General features: G+C 64.9%; 13 protein-coding genes. 12 read left to right on the top strand and 1 reads right to left on the bottom strand.

The window, feature by feature from the left end:
* Nucleotides 1-2: 2 nt before the first annotated feature.
* Genes ECTPHS_RS09385 through ECTPHS_RS09365 form a run of 5 tightly spaced genes read left to right on the top strand, consistent with a single transcriptional unit; the run spans nucleotide 3 to nucleotide 5,545 of the window.
* Nucleotides 3-2,024 carry a heme lyase CcmF/NrfE family subunit gene (locus ECTPHS_RS09385; RefSeq protein WP_008932498.1) on the top strand — a complete coding sequence of 674 codons (2,022 nt, stop codon included), beginning with the start codon at nucleotides 3-5 and terminating at the stop codon, nucleotides 2,022-2,024.
* On the top strand, nucleotides 2,021-2,557 hold the full coding sequence (locus tag ECTPHS_RS09380) for a DsbE family thiol:disulfide interchange protein (protein WP_008932497.1): 537 nt from the start codon (nucleotides 2,021-2,023) through the stop codon (nucleotides 2,555-2,557). The genes ECTPHS_RS09385 and ECTPHS_RS09380 overlap by 4 nt, the downstream gene beginning before the upstream one ends.
* Entirely contained in the window at nucleotides 2,554-3,030 is a 477-nt protein-coding gene (locus ECTPHS_RS09375) for a cytochrome c-type biogenesis protein (protein WP_008932496.1), read from the top strand. Before ECTPHS_RS09380 ends, ECTPHS_RS09375 begins: the two co-directional genes overlap by 4 nt.
* A complete protein-coding gene (gene ccmI / locus ECTPHS_RS09370; RefSeq protein ID WP_008932495.1) occupies nucleotides 3,027-4,292 on the top strand; it encodes a c-type cytochrome biogenesis protein CcmI in 1,266 nt (421 codons plus the stop codon). Before ECTPHS_RS09375 ends, ccmI begins: the two co-directional genes overlap by 4 nt.
* 56 nt (nucleotides 4,293-4,348) lie before the next feature.
* Complete coding sequence (locus ECTPHS_RS09365; RefSeq protein WP_008932494.1) at nucleotides 4,349-5,545, top strand: Coenzyme F420 hydrogenase/dehydrogenase, beta subunit C-terminal domain; 1,197 nt, start codon at nucleotides 4,349-4,351, stop codon at nucleotides 5,543-5,545.
* Here ECTPHS_RS09365 and ECTPHS_RS09360 read toward each other — a convergent pair.
* On the bottom strand, nucleotides 5,542-6,459 hold the full coding sequence (locus tag ECTPHS_RS09360) for a patatin-like phospholipase family protein (protein WP_008932493.1): 918 nt from the start codon (nucleotides 6,457-6,459) through the stop codon (nucleotides 5,542-5,544). The two genes, ECTPHS_RS09365 and ECTPHS_RS09360, sit on opposite strands and share 4 nt — an antisense overlap.
* 155 nt (nucleotides 6,460-6,614) lie before the next feature.
* On the opposite strand from ECTPHS_RS09360, the gene ECTPHS_RS09355 reads away from it, so the two are divergent.
* From ECTPHS_RS09355 to ECTPHS_RS09325, 7 genes are all read left to right on the top strand, one after another.
* Nucleotides 6,615-10,151: a mechanosensitive ion channel domain-containing protein gene (locus ECTPHS_RS09355; protein ID WP_008932492.1), complete on the top strand. Its 3,537-nt coding sequence runs from the start codon at nucleotides 6,615-6,617 to the stop codon at nucleotides 10,149-10,151.
* 209 nt (nucleotides 10,152-10,360) lie between these two features.
* Nucleotides 10,361-10,573: a hypothetical protein gene (locus tag ECTPHS_RS14615; RefSeq protein ID WP_141565325.1), complete on the top strand. Its 213-nt coding sequence runs from the start codon at nucleotides 10,361-10,363 to the stop codon at nucleotides 10,571-10,573.
* A 91-nt stretch (nucleotides 10,574-10,664) separates the two neighbouring features.
* Nucleotides 10,665-15,338 (top strand): glutamate synthase large subunit, encoded by a 4,674-nt coding sequence (gltB, locus tag ECTPHS_RS09345; protein WP_040405711.1) that lies wholly within the window; start codon nucleotides 10,665-10,667, stop codon nucleotides 15,336-15,338.
* Nucleotides 15,331-16,797: a glutamate synthase subunit beta gene (locus tag ECTPHS_RS09340; protein ID WP_008932489.1), complete on the top strand. Its 1,467-nt coding sequence runs from the start codon at nucleotides 15,331-15,333 to the stop codon at nucleotides 16,795-16,797. Before gltB ends, ECTPHS_RS09340 begins: the two co-directional genes overlap by 8 nt.
* A 161-nt stretch (nucleotides 16,798-16,958) precedes the next feature.
* Nucleotides 16,959-21,020 (top strand): EAL domain-containing protein, encoded by a 4,062-nt coding sequence (locus ECTPHS_RS14025; RefSeq protein ID WP_008932488.1) that lies wholly within the window; start codon nucleotides 16,959-16,961, stop codon nucleotides 21,018-21,020.
* A gap of 42 nt (nucleotides 21,021-21,062) precedes the next feature.
* Nucleotides 21,063-21,509, top strand: a complete 447-nt coding sequence (locus ECTPHS_RS09330; RefSeq protein ID WP_008932487.1) for an HIT family protein — start codon at nucleotides 21,063-21,065, stop codon at nucleotides 21,507-21,509.
* 33 nt (nucleotides 21,510-21,542) lie between these two features.
* The gene (locus ECTPHS_RS09325) at nucleotides 21,543-21,962 is read left to right on the top strand and encodes a DUF1289 domain-containing protein (RefSeq protein WP_008932486.1); all 420 of its coding nucleotides are present in this window, start codon (nucleotides 21,543-21,545) and stop codon (nucleotides 21,960-21,962) included.
* Nucleotides 21,963-22,012: the final 50 nt, after the last annotated feature.

Raw genomic sequence — 22,012 nt, 5'->3', positions numbered from 1 at the left:
GCATGATGCCCGAAATCGGCCAGCTCGCCCTCATTCTTGCCCTGCTCATGGCCCTGGTCCAGGGCACCATCCCCCTCATCGGCGCCCATCGCGGCACCACCTCCTGGATGGCCACCGCCCACACGGCGGTGGCGGGGCAGTTCCTGTTCCTGGCCATCGCCTACCTGGCGCTGACCTACGCCTTCATCACCCACGACTTCTCCGTGGCCTATGTGGCCAACCACTCCAACTCCGCCCTGCCCCTGGTGTACCGCATCTCCGGCGTCTGGGGCGGTCATGAAGGCTCCCTGGTCCTGTGGGCGCTGATGCTGGCGGGCTGGTCCCTGGCGGTATCCCTGTTCAGCAAGGGACTGCCGGCGGTGATGGCTGCCCGCACCGTGGCGGTGATGGGCCTGGTGAGCGTGGGCATCCTCTCCTTCACCCTGTTCACGTCCAACCCGTTCGAGCCCATCTTCCCGGTGCCGGCGGACGGACGGGATCTCAATCCCCTGCTGCAGGACCCGGGTCTGGTGATCCATCCGCCCATGCTCTACATGGGCTATGTGGGCCTGGCCGTACCCTTTGCCATCGCCGTGGCGGCCCTCATCGGCGGCCGTCTGGATGCCGCCTGGGCACGCTGGACCCGCCCCTGGGCCACCACCGCCTGGGCCTTTCTGGGCGCCGGCATCGCCCTGGGCAGCTGGTGGGCCTATTACACCCTGGGCTGGGGCGGCTGGTGGTTCTGGGACCCGGTGGAAAACGCCTCCCTCATGCCCTGGCTGGCGGCCACCGCCCTGATCCACTCCCTGGCGGTGACGGAAAAGCGCGGCGCCTTCCGCAGCTGGACCGTGCTGATGGCCATCCTGGCCTTCTCCCTGAGCCTTCTGGGCACCTTCCTGGTCCGCTCCGGGGTCCTGGTATCGGTGCATGCCTTTGCCACCGACCCCACCCGCGGGGTCTACATCCTCATGCTGCTGCTGGCGGTGACGGGGATCTCCTTCGCCCTCTACGCCTGGCGTGCCCCCACGGTGCGAAGTCACGCGGAGTTCGACCCGGTGTCCCGGGAAGGCGCCCTGCTGGCCAACAACGTCATCCTCATGGTGGCCTTGGCCGCCGTGCTGCTGGGCACCCTCTATCCCCTGCTGCTGGATGCCCTGGGCATGGGCAAGATCTCCGTGGGTCCACCCTACTTCAATGCGGTCTTTGCCCCCCTCATGGTGCCGCTGATCTTCCTGGTGGGCCTGGGGCCGCTGCTGCGCTGGAAGCATGTCTCCCCCCTGGAGGTGACCCGTCGCCTGTGGCATACCCTGCTGGCGGCCTTGGTGGCCGGGGTGGTGTTTCCCCTCGCCATGCAGGGGAGCGTCACCCTGATGGTGATCCTGGGCACCACCATGGGCTTCTGGATCCTGTTCACCATCGCCCGTGACCTTTACGGTCGCGCCACCCACCGGGGCGGCAACCCGCTGACCGCCCTGCGCAAGACCCCGGCCGGCTACTACGGCATGACCGTCAGCCACCTGGGCTTTGCCGTCCTGGTGATCGGCATCACCCTGCTGATGGCCTTCGAACAGGAGCAGGACGTGCGCCTGGGTTACGGCCAGAGCCACACCCTGGCCGGCTACACCTATGAACTGCGGGAAACCTACGGTGTGCGCGGCCCCAACTACGAGGCCATCGAGGCCCGGGTGGTCGTGACCCGGGACGGCGAGTTCGTCACCGAGCTTTTCCCCCAACGCCGGGTCTACCGGGTACAGACCCAGCCCATGGCACAGGCCGCCTATCAGACCCGCTTCACCCGCGACATCTTCGTCGCCCTGGGCGAGCCCCTGCCGGGCGACACCTGGTCCCTGCGCCTCTATCACAACCCGTTCCAGGTCTGGCTGTGGATCGGCGCCACCCTCATCGTCCTGGGCGGCCTGATGGCCGCGGCGGACCGTCGCTACCGGGTGTTCGCCCGCCGCGCCAGCGAAAGCCGCGCCGACGACACCGGCAGGGAAAGCACCGAAGACCTGTCCGAAGCTGCCGGTAGGAGTTCCGCCTCATGAAGCGTCTACGTTATCTGCTGCCCCTGATCCTCATCATGGTCCTGGGGGGATTCATGATGGTCGGACTGACCCTGGACCCCCGCCGAGTCCCCTCGCCGCTGGTGGATCAACCCGCACCCCGGTTCCAGCTGCCCGCCCTGGAGGACCCCGAGCGGCTGGTGGGCAGCAGCGACTTCGACGGCGAAGTGGTGCTGCTCAACATCTGGGCCAGCTGGTGCGTCTCCTGCCGGCAGGAGCACCAGGTGCTGGTGGCCATGGCCAACCGGGGTGTCCCCATCTACGGCCTCAACTACAAGGATGAACGCAGCGACGGCCTGAATTACCTGCGCAGCATGAGCAATCCCTATGTCTGGAACGCCCATGACCTGGAAGGGCGGGTGGGCATTGACTGGGGTGTCTACGGCACCCCGGAGACCTTCATCATCGATCGCCAGGGACGGATCCGCTACAAGCACATAGGCCCCCTGAGCTGGCAGGACGCCCAGAACACGATCCTGCCCATGGTGGAACAATTGCGGAGGGAGTCCCTGTGAAGTCCCTGCTCACCACCCTGAGCCTGTGTCTGGCACTCTGTCTGTCCGGCCCGACCCTGGCCGGCGGGATCAATCCCACCGATTTCGACGACCCGGTGCTGGAACAGCGCTACCGGGCCATGCTCCACGAACTGCGCTGCACCGTGTGCCAGAACCAGTCCCTGGCGGACTCCGACGCCGGGCTGGCACGGGACCTGCGCCGGGAGCTACGGGACCAACTCCGGGCCGGTGCCACCGACGAGCAGATCATCGACTACATGGTGGCCCGCTACGGTCAGTTCGTGCTCTACCGCCCGCCCCTCTCCGCCGCCACCTTCCTGCTCTGGACCGGGCCGTTCATCCTGCTCCTGATCGGTCTGGCGGCCCTGTACCTTACCGCTCGCAAAAGCCGCCAGCGGGATGAACAGCCCATTGCCGATGCCGCCGCGCGGGAGCGTGCCCGCCGCCTGCTGAACGAAGGAAAAGACGCATGAGTATTGGATTCTGGATCGGTGCCGTCCTGCTGTTCTCCCTGGCGGCCCTGGTGATCCTCTGGCCCTTCATCCGTCGCCGGCAACAACAGGCCGACGTGGCCTTCCGGGGCCTGAACCTCACCATCTACCGCCAGCGCATGGCCGAGTTGGACCAGGAACTGGCCAACGGCCTGCTCACCCGCGAGCAGTACGAGGCCGCCAGGGCGGAGCTGGAAGACAACCTCATCACCGATGTGGAACAACCGGAGGAAACCCCGGCCACCCCCTCACCCGCCCCGCGCCAGGGCATGGTGCTACTGGGCATCACCGCCGTGCTGGTGCCCATGGCGGCCCTGCTGATCTATTTCCAGCTGGACACCGCCCCCCGCATGTCGCCCACCCAGACCCTGGCCATGGGCCAGGAACCCAGCCACGACATGATGGACATCGAACGCATGATCGTGCAGCTGCGGGAGCGCCTGGAGATGGACCCGGATAATACCGAGAACTGGCTGTTCCTGGCCCGCACCTACGGCTTCGTCGAACAGTTCGAGGACGCCGCGGCAGCCTTTGACGAGGCCTACCGGCGACTGGGCGACCAACCGGACCTGAACGTGGACTACGCCGAAGCCCTGATGATGGCTGCCGACGGCCGGGTGACCCGCCAGGTGACCCGTCTGCTGGATCGCGCCCTGGAACTGGACCCGGATCACCAGAACGGTCTTTGGCTGGGGGCCATCGCGGATTTTCAGCAAGGGGATTACCCTCGCTCCGCCCTGCGTCTGGATCGTTTGCTGAGCCAGTTGCCGGAAGGCAGCGACTCTGCCCGCTCCGTGGCCGAGGCCCTGCGTGATGTCCGGGCCATGACCGGTGGCACGGCGGCCGGTGATCAGGCTGCCACGGCTGATGCGGGTGCCGATGCCGACACCCTGGCCATCGAGGTGGAAGTGGTGCTGGACGAATCGCTGGCGGAGCGGGTGAGCGGCGAAGAATTCATCATGGTCTTCGCCCGTCCGGCCCAGGGCTCCCGCATGCCCCTGGCCATCGTCCGCGCCCGGGCGGACGCCTTCCCCATGACCCTGCGCCTGGAAGACGAGGGCGGCATGGTGGCAGGCATGTCCATGCGCGAGTTCGGTGAAGTGCAGGTGGTGGCCCGCCTCAGCCGCACCGGCATGGCCCAGGCCGAGAGCGGCAACATGGAAGGCGTCAGCGAGCCGATCACCGTCAGTGCCGACGCCCCCGCGCCGAAGGTCAGGCTGACCATTGACCGCATTCTGCCTTGAGTTTGATGCGTCGCCCCCGGTTTTTTCGAAACACGAAAATCCAGAGATCCAGTGCCGTGACCGAAGCCGCCGCCATCCCCCACCGCGACCTGTGTACCGACTGCGGCCTCTCCCGCACCGCCGATCCCCGGCGCTGCGGCCGGGCCTGCCAGTTCATCCACCCCCGATATGACCGGCTGGAGACCCAGGTTCATGGCCGGGCACGGAACCCGGACCAGGAAGACGAACTGTTCTTCGGCCCCTATCGCCGGATGCTGCAGGCGGCCATGAACACCCCGCGAGATGGCGCCCAGTGGACCGGCATCACCACCCGCATCGGCGAACGCCTGCTGGAGACCGGTCAGGTGGATGCGGTGCTCACCATGACCGCCGACCCCCAGGACCGCTGGCGCCCCCAGCCGATACTGGTCACCCGCGCCGAGGACATGGCCCGGTGCCGGGGCATGCGCATGGGCTACGCCCCCCTGCTGGCCCACCTGGAACCGGCCCTGGCCCAGGGCTATCGGCGTCTGGCGGTGATCGGCCTGCCCTGTCAGATCTATGCCCTGCGCGCCATCGAACCCGAACTGGACCTGGATGCGCTCCACGTCATCGGTACCCCCTGCTCCGACAACACCACCACCGAGCATTTCCATGAATTCCTGGCCCTGCTGGCGGACCGTCCGGAAACGGTGACCTACCTGGAATTCCGTGCCGATTACCATGTGGAACTGAGGTTCGAGGACGGCCGGGTACAGACCATCCCCTTCCTCAAGCTCCCCATCTCCAAGCTGCCCCGGGATTTCTTCCCCCTCACCTGCCAGACCTGTGTGGACTACACCAATGTGCTGGCGGACATCACCGTGGGTTACATGGCGGGACGGGGAGAACAATGGCTGGTGGTGCGCAACGAAAAGGGCGAAGCCCTGCTGGATCTCCTGGGTGATGAAGTGCGCACTGCGCCCTGCACCAGTGCCGGCAAGCGGCAGGGGCCGGTGAAGGGATTCATGAAGAATACCGAGCGGGCGGCGGGCGGCCTGCCCCTGCGCGGCATGCCCGACTGGGCACGCCCCCTGGCGGCCTTTCTCATGCCCCGTATCGGACCCCGGGGTCTGGAATTTGCCCGGGCGCGGGTGGAGATGAAGGCGGTGGAGACGGTGCTGCACCTGCGCCGGGCTCAGCCCGGACGGATGAAACACATGATCCCGGACCACGTGTGGCAACTGGTGAAGCCCTATGAACTCGAACCACGGCCGGGGGAGCGGGGAACCTAGTCCGCCTTTCCGGACAAGGCATCCAGGCGCTCCCGCGCCAGTCGCCGCCCCAGATCGATCACGGGGCGGGCACGATGGAACTCGTGAATCATGCAGACGTTCTTGGGCACGCTGATGACCACGTCCGGACGGAACACCGCCAGGTGCTGGCGGGTGATGGCCGCCTGCATGGTTTCCAGGGAACGCATCAGCACCTCGGTCAGGGCCAGCCCGTCCTCCTTGGCGCCGCTGTCGCCGCCGAAGGATTCCACGTAGCCGCGCATGCGTTGCAGCAGGCCTGACTGCCCCGCCTCCGGCTCCCGGCCCAGTCGCTCGGATTCGGGAGTGTCTTCCTCCGCTTCCGGCGCCGGTCCGTTCACGTCCACCACAATGGTCAGGTCCGTCAGCGTCCTCAGGGTGGGCGCCACCGGCACCGGATTGAGCAGGCCGCCGTCCACCAGGGTACGCCCCCGGTAACGATGGGGCGTGAACACCGCCGGGATGGCAATGGAGGCGCGGATGGCATCGAACAGCGGACCGTCGCTCATCCAGACCTCCTTGCCCCGCTCAATGTCCACCGCCACCGCGGTATAGCTGATGGGCAGGTGCTCGATATCGCTGCAACCCACCAGTTCCTTGAGCTTGCGGATCAGCTTGTCCCCCCGGATGATCCCTCCGCCCGACAGGGACCAGTCCACCAGGGCCAGCACGTCCGTCTGATCCAGTCCCGTCACCCAGTCCGTGTAGGTCCCCAGTTCGCCCAAGGCATGAATCCCGCCCACCAGCGCCCCCATGGAACTGCCGGCAATGGCCTTGATCTCATAGCCCCGGGCCTCCAGTTCCTGAATCACGCCGATGTGTGCCAGCCCCCTGGCCCCGCCCGAGCCCAGTACCAGCGAGACGGTGCGATGATCCTGTTTATCTTTGTCTACCATGAACGTTCCGCTCAAGCCCTGACCACTGACGCAAGCCCCCCAACTGGGGCACAATAGGCACTCAGGGGTGCACGCCCCGATCCTACTGCCATTGTACGGCAGAACACAGCCCGACATCCAGCACCCTCGCAGGATACCCAGAGGTCCGTCTTTTCATGTTCACCCACCAGCGCCTGACAACCCGGCTACTGCTCATGCTTGCCCTGTGTTTCGGGCTCGGAATGCCCGTCCTGGCTCAGGAGGCCGGCGTGGCGCCGCCGACAGGTTCGGCGCCGGTCACCCAGATGGAACTGGATGCACAGCGGGAAGCCCTTAACCAAGGCATCACCCGCGTCCGTCCTCAGGTTCAGGCCATCGATAACGGACCGGCCGAGGCCTGGCTGAGGGCCAGCCCCGAACAGCGCCTGAGCCAGCGAGCCGGTGACGGGGAACTGTCCGACGCGGAACGCGCCCTCTGGCAGACAGCCCTGGAACAGGAACGCTCCGCGGCGGAGCGACTGCGCGGCGCCCTGGATCGTGCCGGCATCGCCAAGTCGGCTGTCGAGCGTCTACAGGAGGCCCGTCAACGGCTGGATCAGAACCTGCGCCTGCCCTACACCCCGGGTCAGGAACGCAGCATCAGCCAGATCGAGGACGACATCGGTCTGCTGGAGCGGCGCCGGGACCAAACCGCTCTGGAACTGGATCAGAGACGCGCCACCCTCACCCGCCTGGAAGAACAGTCCCGTACCCAGGCCGAAACCCTGGAGCGCCTGCAGCGCCAGCGCGCCGAGGAACTGGCGGCTCTGCCGCCCGATCCGGAAGACGCCGAACTGGCCAGTGCCGTGGAGGCCACCCGACAGGCCATCACCCGACGCGCCGATGCCCGCGTCATCGCCGCCCAGCTGGACGGCCAGGGTCTGCCCCCCCGCATCGAAGTCCTGCGCCATGAGATCCCATCCCTGGAACTGGAGCTACGCTGGCTGCGGGCCACGCTTTCCGCGCTGGAACAGGAACTCAACGAACGGGCATCGGAGGAGTTGCGGACCCTGCAACAGGGTCTGCAGCGGCTGGTGGAACGGGAACCGGAGGCCCGAACCCGCTTTGCCGGGGAAATCCAGGCCCTGCGGGACCGTTTCGACCGCATCGCCGAGACCCAGACCCGCATTCGCACCCTGCAACAGGAACGGGATCGCTATACCCGCATCGAACGGGAATTGACCCAGACCCTGGCGAACGTGCGTGAACGCCTGGAAGTCGGCGGCCTCACCGAGGCACTGGGCAGTCTGTTCCTGGAGGAACAGCGACGGCTGCGGGACCTGGACGAGGCCCGCTTTGCGGTCCGGGGCATCGAACGGGAACTGGCACAGTCCAGGCTGCGAGCCATCACCCTGCGGGAACAATTGAGTGCCCAGCCCAGGGCCTTGTCCCTCAACGGCGACGATCTGGGTCAGAGTGAGCTGCAGCGACTGCGGGAACAGGCCCTGACCATCCAGCTCCACGCCGAGGAGAGCCTGGCCGACCAGCTGCGCCAGACCGACCTGCGCCTGCGAGCGGTGGTGGTGCTGGTGGACGAACTGGACCAGATTCTGAGGGAAACCCTGCTCTGGTGGCCCAGCCATGTGGCCGTGGGCACGGACTGGATCGCCCGCATCCCCACTGCCTCCCTGGCCCTGCTGGACCCGGCGGCCTGGCAGGAGGTGCGCCATGTGCTGCGGGAAGTGACCCTGGGTAGCCCGATCCCTCTGGGGCTGACCCTGCTGCTCTCGCTGGTGCTCTACGGGCTGGGACGGGGAACACCCGGCCATCTGGAAGAGCTGGCCGCCCGGACCCGGCACCGCTTCACCGACAGCATCAAGCTGACCCTGCAGGCTCTGGGCTGGAGCCTGCTCCGGGTGCTGCCGGTCCCCGTCCTGCTGATGGCCACCTCCCTGCGCCTGGAGGCCATCCCGGAAGTGGGTCACGGAGTGGAAGTCCTGGCCACCATCTTCTTCAGTACCTCCATCTGGTGGCTGGCAGGTCATCTTCTGATCCTGCTCACCCACAAGAACGGGGTCGGCACCGCCCACTTCAAGTGGAACCCGCTCATGATCAGACGGCTGCGTCGCCACCTGGCCTGGTTCCTGCCCACTCAACTGCTGCTGATCCTGTTCCTGGCCCTTGCCTTCAGTCATCCATCCGAACTGGTCTTCGACATTTTTGGTCGCATGGCCCTGCTGGCCTCGGTGGTGATCAGCGCCCTGTTCGGCTGGTGGCTGCTCGGCCCCTTCCCCGAAGGCGAGGAGCCCCCCCTGAAGGAACGCCGGCGGCGCCTGCTGCGGACGATGATCGGCGTGGCGGTACTGGTGCTGGCAGGACTGACTCTGGCGGGCTACCTGCTGACGGTGGCCGAACTCATGAGCCGCAGCATCGACACCCTGGTGGTCGTGGGCATCGTCTGGCTGGGCTACAACCTCGCCGCCCGGGCCCTGATCCTGAGCGAGACCCGGCTGCGGGTACGGCGCATGCGTGAGCAGCGGGCCAAGGCGGCGACCATGGAAAGCAGCAGTGCCGGCACCGGCGCGGAAGGTGGACTGGATATCCCGGAACCCCACCTGAGCATGGAAGATGTGAACCTGCAGACCCGCACCCTGATGCGCATCACCGTGTGGGCGGCCGTGGCCCTGGCCCTGTTCTGGGCCTGGTCCGATGTGCTGCCGGCCCTCACCTGGCTGGACGGCATCACCCTGTGGTCGCGCACCATCATGGTGGGTGAGGCCGAGGTGCTCAGCCGCGTCAGTCTGCTGAACTTCCTGATGGCCATTTTCCTGGGGGTGGTCTTCACCCTGGCGGCCCGCAACCTGCCCGGTCTGGTGGAGATCCTGCTTTCCCGCAGCACCCAGATGGATGCCTCCGGTCGTTACACCGTCACCATGCTGCTGCGCTACGCCCTCACCGTGGTGGCCATCATCAGCGTGTTCTCCCTGCTGGGGCTGCGCTGGAGCGAGTTGCAATGGATGGTCGCGGCCCTCACCCTGGGCCTGGGCTTCGGCCTGCAGGAGGTGGTGGCCAACTTCGTGTCGGGCCTGATCATGCTGTTCGAGCGCCCGGTGCGGGTGGGTGACACCATCACCATCGGCGAGTACAGCGGCACCGTGGCCCGCATCCGCACCCGCGCCACCACCATCGTGGACTGGGATAACCGGGAGGTGGTGATTCCCAACAAGAACTTCATCACCGAACGGCTGATCAACTGGACCCTCTCGGACACGGTCACCCGGCTGGTGATCCCGGTGGGGGTCAGCTACTCGGCGGACGTGGACCTGGTGCGGGAAACCCTACTGAAGATCGCGTCGGAAAACCCCCAGGTACTCAAGGAACCGGCTCCCAGCGTGTTCTTCATCCACTTCGGTGACAGCGCCCTGAACTTCGAGCTACGGGTCTACGTGAGCCAGTTGCGGGAACGTCTGATGACCACCAGCGAACTGCACACCACCATCATCAAGCGTTTCCGGGCACTGGGTATCGAGATCGCCTTCCCGCAGATGGATCTGCACATACGGGACATGGTCCCCGCACCCGGCGGTCCCACCCAGTCGCCCGCCGCCGGTCAGCCGCCCCGCGCGCGCAGCGCGGCGGATATGGACCCGGGCCTGGAGTTACCGGAAACCGCACCGGAAAATCCGGGTGCCGAACCATCGTCCAGTGGCGAACCCGGCGAACGCAGCGATTGATCCCCACGCCGGTCGGAGGCCATTCGGTCAACCGGGAAGAGTCGAGGTTGAAAAAGGCCATGGAAGGCCCTGTCACCTGCACCGAATCACGCACGAATTGCCCGGCATTGGTGCATTCCGATGACCGATGCCCGGTCCGCGCCCGTCTTCCAGTGTCTTTCCCCCTGAAATCCGCACGGATCTGGCACGTAGATTGATATGGAACAGGGATGACGGAAAAAACGCACCACCAATGGCCCCGGATTCCGTTAAAAGCACAAAAATTGCTCAAAAAGCGCCCCAAAATAGTTCATAAGCGCACCAAAGCAGTGCATTTTTGCAAGTTCCTGATGGAAGCGCCCGCCGCCCTCTGGCGTCTCGGACACTTTCGCTTTAATCTCCCCAACCCGCCGGAATTCGGCGTATTCACGGAAAGTCAATAGCAGGAGATCGGCGACGGCAATACCGCCCCGATCCCCCGGCACCAGACCGCCGCGGATGCCGGCCAGCGACCAGATACCAGCGAGGTCAATGATGAGCTTTCATGCCTTACCGCCCGAGCAGGGCCTCTATGATCCAGCCCACGAGCGCGACGCCTGCGGCATCGGCTTTGTCTGTCATATCAAGAATCAGAAAAGTCATCGGATCGTCCAGCAGGGTCTGGAGATTCTGGAGCGGATCAATCACCGCGGCGCCGTGGGCGCCGATCCCAAGGCCGGTGACGGCGCCGGCATCCTGGTGCAGATTCCCGATGCCTTCCTGCGCGCCCAGGTGAGCTTCGACCTGCCCGAGACCGGAGACTACGGCGTCGGCATGATCTTCCTGCACCAGGACGCGGACATCCGCGCCCGGATGCAGGCCATCATCGAAAAGCACATCCTGGAAAGCGGCCAGACCGTCCTGGGCTGGCGCGACGTGCCCACCGACAACAGCGACCTGGGCGAAAGCGTGCTACCCAGCGAACCCAGGGTGCGCCAGGTGTTCATCGGCCGCGGCGACCACTGCGCCGACCAGGATGCCTTCGAACGCAAACTGTTCGTCATCCGCAAGCGCATGGACAACGAGATCCGCGACGCCGGCCACGGCTTCGAGGCCTGCTACATCGCCTCCATGTCCTCCCGTACCCTGAATTACAAAGGCATGTTGCTGGCCGGCCAAGTGGGCCAGTACTACCTGGACCTGCAGGACGAGACCTTCGTCAGCGCCCTGGCCCTGGTGCACCAGCGCTTTTCCACCAACACCTTCCCCACCTGGGACCTGGCGCAGCCGTTCCGCATGATCTGCCACAACGGCGAGATCAACACCCTGCGGGGCAACGTCAACTGGATGGCAGCCCGCCGCCATACCATGCGTTCCGAGATCCTGGGCGACGACCTGGACACCATCTGGCCCCTGATCCCGGAAGGCCAGTCCGACTCCGCCTGCTTCGACAATGCCCTGGAACTGCTGGTGATGGGAGGCTACTCCCTGGCCCATGCCATGATGATCCTCATCCCCGAGGCCTGGTCCGGCAACACCCTGATGGACGAGAAGCGCCGCGCCTTCTATGAGTACCACATGGCCCTGATGGAGCCCTGGGACGGCCCCGCCGCCATGGCCTTCACCGACGGCCGCCAGATCGGCGCCACCCTGGACCGCAACGGCCTGCGTCCCGCCCGTTATCTGGTCACCAAGGATGACCTGGTGATCCTGGGGTCCGAAATGGGCGTGCTGGACATCCCCGAAGAACAGATCGTCAAGAAGTGGCGCCTGCAGCCGGGCAGGATGCTGCTGATCGACCTGGAAGAAGGCCGCATCATCAGCGACGACGAGATCAAGACCCAGCTGGCCGAGGCCCGTCCCTACGGCGAGTGGCTGAAGAAGACCCAGATCCGCCTGGAAGACCTGCCCACCGGCGTCGGCCCCATGGCCCCCGATGACGCCACCCTGCTGGACCACCAGCAGGCCTTCGGCTATACCCAGGAAGACCTGAAGTTCCTGCTCACCCCCATGGTCCTCACCGGCCAGGAAGCCGTGGGCTCCATGGGCGCGGACAACCCGCCCTCGGTGCTGTCGGCCCGGCCCAAGCACCTGTCCACCTATTTCAAGCAGAACTTCGCCCAGGTGACCAACCCGCCCATCGACCCGATCCGCGAGGAACTGGTGATGTCGCTGGTGTGCATGATCGGTCCCCGCCCCAACCTGCTGGGCATCAACGAGGCCGGCCGGCACTGGCGTCTGGAGACCCCTCAGCCGGTACTGACCAATCAGGACCTGGAGCGCATCCGTCACATCGAATACCACTCCGGCGGTGCCTTCCGCACCCGCACCCTGGACGTGTGCTATCCCGCCGCCGAAGGCGCCGAGGGCATGGGCGCCGCCCTGGACCGCCTGTGTGCCCAGGCGGAACAGGCGGTGCTGGATGGCTTCAACATCCTCATCCTGTCCGACCGCGACACCAACCGGGACCGGATCCCGATCCCCATGCTGCTGGCCACCTCGGCCGTGCATCATCACTTGATCGAGAAGGGGCTACGCACCGCCTCGGGCATCGTGGTGGAGACTGGCGCCGCCCTGGAAGTGCATCATTTCGCCACCCTGGAAGGCTACGGCGCCGAGGCCATCAACCCCTATCTGGCCTTCGACACCATCCAGTCCATGCTGCCGCATCTGCCGGAGCGCCTGAGCTTCGAAGAGGCGCAAAAGCGCTACATCAAGGCCGTCGGCAAGGGCCTGCTCAAGGTCATGTCCAAGATGGGCATCTCCACCCTGGAGTCCTATTGCGGCGCCCAGATCTTTGATGCCATCGGCCTCAACACGCCGTTCGTGGACCAGTACTTCTCCGGCACCCACAGCAAGATCGAAGGCATCGGTCTGCCCCAGGTGGCCGAAGAGGCGGTGCGCTGGCACCGGCAGGCTTACGGCAACGCGGAGATCTACCGCAAACAGCTGGACGTGGGCGGCGACTACGCCTTCCGCATCCGAGGCGAGGACCACATCTGGACCCCGGACAGCATCGCCAAGCTGCAACACGCCACCCGCGCCAACGACGCCGGGAGTTTTGCCGAGTTCTCGCGGCTCATCGACGAGCAGTCCGAGCGCCTGCTGACCCTGCGCGGACTGATGGACTTCAGGTTCGCCGACACCGAAATTCCCCTGGACGAAGTGGAACCGGCCGCCGAGATCGTCAAGCGCTTCGCCACCGGCGCCATGTCCTTCGGCTCCATCTCCTACGAGGCCCATTCCACCCTGGCCAAGGCGATGAACGCTATCGGCGGCAAGTCCAATACCGGCGAGGGTGGCGAGGAACCGGAACGCTTCCTGCCCCTGGCGGACGGTTCCATGAACCCGGAACGTTCCGCCATCAAGCAGGTGGCCTCCGGCCGCTTCGGCGTCACCACCGAGTACCTGGTGAATGCCGACGACATCCAGATCAAGATCGCCCAGGGCGCCAAGCCCGGCGAGGGCGGCCAGCTGCCCGGCCACAAGGTCAATGCCCAGATCGCCCGGGTGCGTCATTCCACGCCTGGCGTGGGCCTGATCTCGCCGCCGCCCCACCACGACATCTATTCCATCGAGGACCTGGCGCAGCTGATCCACGACCTCAAGAACGCCAATCCCAAGGCCCGCATCTCCGTGAAGCTGGTCTCCGAGGTGGGCGTGGGCACCGTGGCCGCCGGCGTCTCCAAGGCCCATGCGGACCATATCACCATCGCCGGTTACGACGGCGGCACCGGGGCCAGCCCGCTGACCTCTATCAAGCACGCCGGCAGCCCCTGGGAAATCGGCCTGGCCGAAACCCAGCAGACCCTGGTGCTCAACCGTCTGCGGGGCCGCGTGGCCCTGCAGGTGGACGGCGGTCTGCGCACCGGCCGCGACGTGGTCATCGGCGCCCTGCTGGGGGCCGACGAGTTCGGCTTCGCCACCGCGCCGCTGATCGTGGAAGGCTGCATCATGATGCGCAAGTGCCATCTGAACACCTGCCCGGTGGGCGTGGCCACCCAGGATCCTGAACTGCGCAAGAAATTCACCGGCAAGCCGGAATACGTCATCAACTATTTCTTCTTCGTGGCCGAGGAAGTCCGCCGCCTGATGGCCAAGCTGGGCTTCCGCACCATGAACGAGATGATCGGGCGTTCCGACCTGCTGGAGATGCGCAAGGCCATCAGCCACTGGAAGGCCCAGGGTCTGGACTATACCCACCTGCTGGCCCGGCCCCAGGTGCCGGCCGAGGTGGCCATCTACAACACCGAGACCCAGGATCACGGTCTGGACAAGGCCCTGGATCACGAACTGATCCGGCAGGCCCAGCCGGCCCTGACCGAGGGCAAGCCGGTGAAGATCGAAACCCGGATCCGCAACTTCCACCGCACCGTGGGCACCATGCTCTCCGGTCAGGTGGCGGCCCGCTACGGTCATGCCGGCCTGCCGGATGACACCATACACATCAAGGCCCATGGCACCGGTGGCCAGTCCTTCGGCGCCTGGCTGGCCAAGGGCGTGACCCTGGAGATGGAAGGCGAGGCCAATGACTACGTGGGCAAGGGCCTGTCCGGCGGCCGCATCATCATCTATCCGCCGGCCCATGCCGCCATCGACCGGGCCGAGGACAACATCATCGTCGGCAACACCGTGCTCTACGGCGCCATCAGCGGCGAAGTGTTCTTCCGCGGCGTGGCCGGTGAGCGTTTCTGCGTGCGTAACTCCGGTGCCACCGCCGTGGTGGAAGGCGTGGGCGACCACGGCTGCGAATACATGACCGGCGGCATCATGGTGTGCCTGGGCCGCACCGGCCGCAACTTCGCCGCCGGCATGTCCGGCGGGGTGGCCTACGTGCTGGACGAGGATGGTGATTTTGCCCAGCGCTGCAACCTGGCCATGGTGGAACTGGAGCCCATCGCCGCCGAGGACGATGCCCTGGAGGCCCTGGATCACCAGGGCGGGGATCTGGAAACCCACGGTCGAGTGGACCTGAGCCACGACATGACCAACCACGATGCCCGGCGCCTGAAGACCCTCATCGAGCGTCATCTGGCCTACACCGGCTCGGCCCAGGCCGAACGCATCCTGGCGGACTGGAACAACTTCCTGCCCCGCTTCGTCAAGGTGATGCCGGTGGATTACCGCCGTGCCCTGGAAGAGCTCCAGGCCCAGAAGGCCCGCCCGCCGGGTGCCAACCGACCACTGACCGCCAACCAGCCGCTTGAGGGGAGCGCCGCTCATGGGTAAGCCAACCGGATTCCTGGAATTTGCACGCCGCGACCGGCGCTATGCGCCGGTGAGTGACCGTATCGTCCACTATCGGGAGTTCGTCATCCCGCTCAGCGTGGAACAGCTGCGTGAGCAGGGTGCCCGCTGCATGGATTGCGGCATCCCCTTCTGTCACCAGGGCTGCCCGGTGAACAACATCATTCCGGACTGGAATGACCTGGTGTACAAGAGCGACTGGAAGCAGGCCATCGAGGTGCTGCATTCCACCAACAACTTCCCCGAGTTCACGGGCCGCATCTGCCCCGCCCCCTGCGAGGCCGCCTGCACCCTGAACATCGACGACACCCCGGTGACCATCAAGACCATCGAGTGCGCCATCGTCGACCGGGCCTGGGAAGAAGGCTGGATCCGGCCCCAGGTGGCCCAGCGCCGCACCGGCAAGCGGGTGGCGGTGGTGGGCTCCGGCCCCGCGGGCCTTGCGGCCGCCCAGCAGCTGGCCAGGGCCGGTCACCATGTGGAAGTGTTCGAGAAGGCGGATCGCATCGGCGGCCTTTTGCGTTACGGCATTCCCGACTTCAAGCTGGACAAGGGCCACATCGATCGCCGTATCGCACAGATGCGCACGGAAGGGGTGCAGTTCCACACCCTGACCCATATCGGCGTGGACATCCCGGTGGCGAAGCTGCAGGCGGAGTTCGACGCGGTGGTGCTGGCGGGCGGTTCCGAGAAACCCCGGGATCTGCCGGTGCCCGGTCGTGAACTGCAAGGCGTACACTTCGCCATGGATTTCCTCACCCGCAACAGCAAGCGGGTGCAGGGCGTATTCGTGCCCGACGAGGACTTCATCAGCGCCCAGGACAAGCACGTGCTGGTCATCGGCGGCGGCGACACCGGTTCCGACTGCATCGGCACCTCCAACCGTCATGGTGCGATCCATGTCACCCAGGTGGAGATCCTGGACAAGCCGCCGGTGAAGGAAGACAAGGGACTCACCTGGCCCAACTGGCCCAACCGCATGCGCACCTCCAGTTCCCAGGAAGAAGGCTGCACCCGGGAGTGGAATGTGGCCACCAAGGCCTTCATCGACGACGGCCATGGCCGGGTCAAGGCGGCACGGGTGGTGTCGGTGAAGTGGGAAAAGGATGCCCAGGGCCGTTTCCAGATGAGCGAAGTGCCGGGCACCGAGCGGGAAATCCGCTGTGATCTGGTGCTGCTGGCCATGGGCTTCGTGCATCCGGTGCAGGAGGGCATGCTGGCCCAACTGCAACAGGAGTCCGGCCTGGAGCTGGATGCCCGGGGCAACGTCAAGGGCGTGACCGAAGGCGCCAAAGCCTACCACACCAGCGTGGATGGCGTTTTCGCCGCCGGCGACATGCGTCGCGGCCAATCCCTGGTGGTCTGGGCCATCCGCGAAGGGCGTCAGTGCGCCCGGGCGGTGGACGAATGGCTGATGGGGAGTTCCGACTTGCCCCGGTGAGGCATCGGGTTTGGTGCAGGCCCGGCATGGCCGGGCCTGCACCACGGCCTTTCCGGACCCACGGTCCGTATTGATTCATCATGGTACCTGCCGAATGCCGTCGGCAGCACCTATACTCTTCCTTGATCTGATGATTCACGCCTGATCAAGAAGCCCCCTTCATGCCCGCACCCTTCAAACTGACCCCCGCAGGCATCGCGCTGAGCTACGCGCTCTTTGCTGCCCTGTGGATCATTGCCTCGGGCATGATGCTGGGTCTCGCCCTGTCGGAACCCCTGGCACAGACCCGGATCGAGATGCTCAAGGGTCTGGTCTTTGTCGGCGTCACCAGCGGGCTGCTCTACCTGTTGCTTCGATTTTGGGAAGTTCGCCGCTCGGCTGACGACATCGACCCTCGGGCCGGGAGGCTATCCCGGCGGATGTCCGGCAGCACCCTGCGCCTGGGCGTGATCCTGCTGGTCCTGGCCCTGCTGGCTCCCGGCATGGGCCTGCTGGTCACCACCCTGCAACAGCCCAGGCTGGAGCAGGAGGCGATCGAAAGCCTCGACAACATTGCCTACCTGAAAGCCCGACAGATGGAACACTGGCTGATGGAACGGCAAAGCGATGCCATGGTTCTGGCCGAGCATCAGCATTTCCTGGACAAGGTGCAAGCCCTGTCGGAGCCGGGGGGCGCGGCGCTACGGGCGGAAATCCTCAGCCGTCTCGGTACTGTCCAGGCCCATTATGAATACCGATGGCTCATGCTGCTGGACCCGGAAGGCACACTGCTGATCAGCACCGGTGACCTGGAAACCCCCTCGCCGGCCACGCTGGCGCTGCTGCCCAGGGCCAAAGCCCAGGGCGGCCCCATCCACAATCAGATGATGCATGATGATGCCGGGCGCATCTGGCTGGATTTCGTGGTTCCGCTGCCTCCCGCTTCCTTACACGACGGCACGGACTTCCTCGGTTTCATCCTGATCCGGATCGACCCGGAGAAATTCATTTTCCCCACCCTGGATTTCTGGCCATCAGCCACACAGAGCGGGCGTACGGAACTGATCCGCCACCACGACGATCATGTGGAGGTGTTCCGGTCCAGCCGACACACCCGTTCCCCGGACAAAGACGACCGCCGGGGAGAGAAGCGTCCCGCGCCCCTGTGGGATGCCGTTGCCAGCCAGGGAGAAGCGGTCGGTACCCTGCGGGGCATTGACCAACGGGGCATGGAAGTTCTGGCCGCCTTCAGACCGATCGACGGCAGTGAATGGACCCTGATCGCTCAGGTTGATCGCGAAGAAGTCCTGGACCCCCTGCAACACCTGCTGTTCTGGAGCATCATCATCACCCTGATGGCGGTAGCCATCATCAGCGCCATGCTGCTGTTGGTGTGGTATCAGCAGCAGCGCCTGCAAAGCCTGGCGCTCACGGCCGAACAGATGCGGGCGGATCGCATCCTTGATCACTTCTATCGCCAGCCCTTCATCGGCATGGCCATCATCACTCCGGCGGGAAACTTCGAGCGTTGCAATGACCGGCTCCGCGAGATCCTGTCACTGAACTTGCAGCAGATGAAAGTCACCCTCTGGCAGGACCTGATTCATCCGGATGACCTCCCGGTCTGGCGGGCAGCCCTCCAGGGAATCCGTGAAGGGACGCCGGACACCCGCACCCTGGAGCAACGCCTGCTGCGAGAGGACGGCAAACCGGTGTATGCCTCGATCAATGTGAAGGGCATCCCCGCCCCTTCGGGGGCGGAACCCGCGCTGCTCATCACCGTGGAGGATATCTCCGGCCGCATGGAAGCCGAAGCCTCGTTACGGGAAAGTGAAACCCGCTACCGCAGCCTGTTCGAGAACAATCATACGGTCATGCTGCTGGTCGATCCGGAGAACGGTGCCATCATCGATGCCAATCCCGCCGCCTGTCAGTTCTACGGTTGGGATCGCGAGCAGATGCGACGGATGAAAATCAGCCAGATCAACCCGCTCTCCCCGGAAGACATCCAGAAGGAAATGCAGAAGGCCCGCCAGCAGGAACGCAAGTACTTCCAGTTCCGGCACCGGCTGGCCGATGGCAGTATCACCCATGTTGAGGTATACAGTGGCCCCATCAGCATGCAGGGACGCCAGCTACTATATTCCATCATTCACGACATTACTGAAAAGGTCCTGACCCAGCAGAAGCTGGGAGAGACGGAAAGCCTGATGCAAATGGCCTCCACTCTGGCCAGACTGGGGAGCTGGCAGGCAGACCTTGCCAATGGCAAGGTCTACTGGTCGGACGAGGTCTGCAGGATTCATGACATGCCGCCGGGCACCACCATTGCACTGGAAGACGGCATCCGTTTCTACGCCCCGGAATCACGCCCGAGGATCATTGAGGTCTTTCGCGCCTGTGCCGAAGCAGGTACCCCCTACGACGAGGAGTTGCAGATTCAGACGGCCAAGGGACGTCGCCTCTGGATCCGGACCATCGGCACCCCGGTCCGGGATGAGAAGGGGAATATCATTCGGGTGCAGGGGGCTTTCCAGGACATCACTGAACGCAAGCAGGCGGAGGAGCGTCTGCAACAATCCGCCACGGTTTTCGAGGCCACCAGCGAAGGCGTCATCATCACCGATGCTGGCACGCGCATCCTGGCCGTGAACCGTGCCTTCACCAAGATCACCGGCTACAGTGAGGAGGAAGCCCTGGGCCGCAATCCCAGCCTGCTCAGCTCAGGGCGCCATTCACAGTCGTTCTACGAGCAGATGTGGGCCAGCCTGCACAATGCCGGCCACTGGCGGGGGGAGATCTGGAATCGCCGCAAGAATGGCGAGGTGTATCCTCAATGGGCCACCATCAATGCAGTCCACGGCGATAACGGCACCATCACCCACTATGTCGCCGTATTTTCCGACATCAGCGATATCAAGCGGACCCAGGAGGAAATCCAGCGCCTGGCTTACCGGGACCCGCTGACCAATCTGCCCAACCGACTGCTGTTTCGCACCCGCCTTGAACAGGCTCTGCTACGCGCCGAATCCCGACATTCGGACCTGGCGGTGCTGCAACTGGATCTGGATGAATTCAAGCACATCAACGACAGCCTGGGACACAGCGAGGGAGATCAAATCCTGAGCGAGGTGGCCGATCGCCTGGAAACGGTGCTGCAGAAGGACGAAACCCTGGCACGCATGGGGGGAGACGAGTTCGCAATCCTGGTGGAAGACTCCAGCAAGAGCCGGACACGTCCGGAGATTGTGGCCGAATCGGTCCTGCAGGCCCTGCAGGCGCCGATCCAGTTACGGAACCAGGAAGTCTTCGTCACCGCCAGCATCGGCATCGCCACCTATCCCCATGACGGCCAGGACGTGGAACAACTGCTCCAGCACAGCGATGCCGCGACTTACCGGGCCAAACACGCCGGTGGCAATACCTATCGCTACTATGCCCAGGATCTGACCGAATATGCCCGGGATCGGGTGGTCATGGCGACCGAACTGCGTCATGCCATCCAACGCAATGAACTGATCCTCCACTACCAGCCGCAAGTGGATCTATCCACCGGAGAGATCCACGGGCTGGAGGTGCTGGTCCGGTGGGAACACCCCAGTCAGGGCCTGATTCCCCCCAACCGGTTCATCCCCATGGCCGAGGACACCGGCCTCATCCTGCCCCTGGGGCGATGGGTACTCGAACAGGCCTGCCGACAGGCCCTGCACTGGGATCGGGAGGGGCTGGTGTTCGGCCGTATTGCCGTCAACGTCTCGGGCATCCAGATCCAGCGTAGCAACATGGTGGAAACCGTGGCCACGGTGCTGCAAGACACCGGGCTGGATTCCAGACTGCTGGAACTGGAAGTCACGGAGAGTTTCATCATGGATCGGCGGCAGGGTGCCCATGAGCTGCTCGAAGCACTCAAGGCCCTGGGGGTGACGCTGGCAGTGGATGATTTTGGTACCGGCTACTCGTCCCTGTCCTACCTCAAATCCCTGCCCTTTGACTGTCTGAAGATCGATCAGAGCTTCATCCGGGGCATTCCGGAAGACACCCACGACCTGGCGATTGCCAAGGCCATCATCACACTGGGCACGAACCTGGGATTTCAGGTCCTGGCTGAAGGCGTGGAAACCGAGAGTCAGCGGGATCTGCTGACCGACCTGGGATGCCATCAGGCCCAGGGCTATCTCTTCAGTCGTCCCCTGCCGGCGCATCAAATACACGAATTCCTGCGGGAAAGACCCGAAACAACCTGAGCGCCCATACGCCGGCTTGTCCATCACGAAAAGAGAGAATCCATGCCTGCAGCCTCCTGTCCGCTCTGTACCCCACAAGATGAAACCCTGATCTGGCAGGATGAGAGCTGCCGGGTCATCCAGGTGGATGATCCCGATTATCCCGGTTTTTGCCGGGTGATCTGGCATGATCACGTGACTGAGATGAGCGACCTGCCCTCGCTGGAGCAGCAGCACCTGATGAGCGTCGTCCTGGCCACGGAACGGGCGCTGCGGGCGCTGATGAAACCCGACAAGATCAATCTGGCCAGCTTCGGCAATCAGGTCCCTCATCTTCATTGGCACGTGATCCCCCGCTATCGGGAGGATGCTCACTTTCCCGAATCGATCTGGGGTCGCCGGCAGCGGGAAAGCAGTCCGGGACAGGCACCGGAGCGGGAAATCCTGGCCCACTGGATCACCTCCATCCTGGGACACCCGGGGAAACCGACCGGCGGCACCGTGGTCTGAAGGCGGACATAGCCGTCTTTGGAAATCATCACCATGCTGACTCCCTGTATCAAGATCTGCCGGGCGGAAAACGGCCGCTGCATCGGCTGCGGACGGACACTGGAAGAAATCGGGATCTGGCGGGATCTGGGAGACATGCAACGACGCCGGATCATGGCTAGACTCTTGATGGAAGGCTATCCGGGATCTGCCGGAACCCGGCCTGAGACTACCTCGACATCCCGCCCCCCCAGGGAACAAGGACAACACGACACGCTCGGGGCTCAGCCGGGTCCGGAAATCACGTTCAGACCAGCCTGCAGACGCTATCCCAGAGCGGTCTTGATCGATGGCATTCCCTACGGTGAACGAGTTGTCGCGCTGGTGGAGGCGCTGCAGAAGATCGCGGACGGCGACCTTGCGGCAAAGACCTGTGAGTCCATCGCTCGCCGGGCCTTGGGAAGACAAGGCTGACACGCCCGCACCCTTTCGTCACTCCCGCGCAAGCGGGAGTCCAGGGTTTT

This window comes from Ectothiorhodospira sp. PHS-1, assembly GCF_000225005.1.
Classification (GTDB): domain Bacteria; phylum Pseudomonadota; class Gammaproteobacteria; order Ectothiorhodospirales; family Ectothiorhodospiraceae; genus Ectothiorhodospira.
Note: the sequence above shows the minus strand (reverse complement) of the source record. Positions and strands in the feature narration are given on the sequence as shown.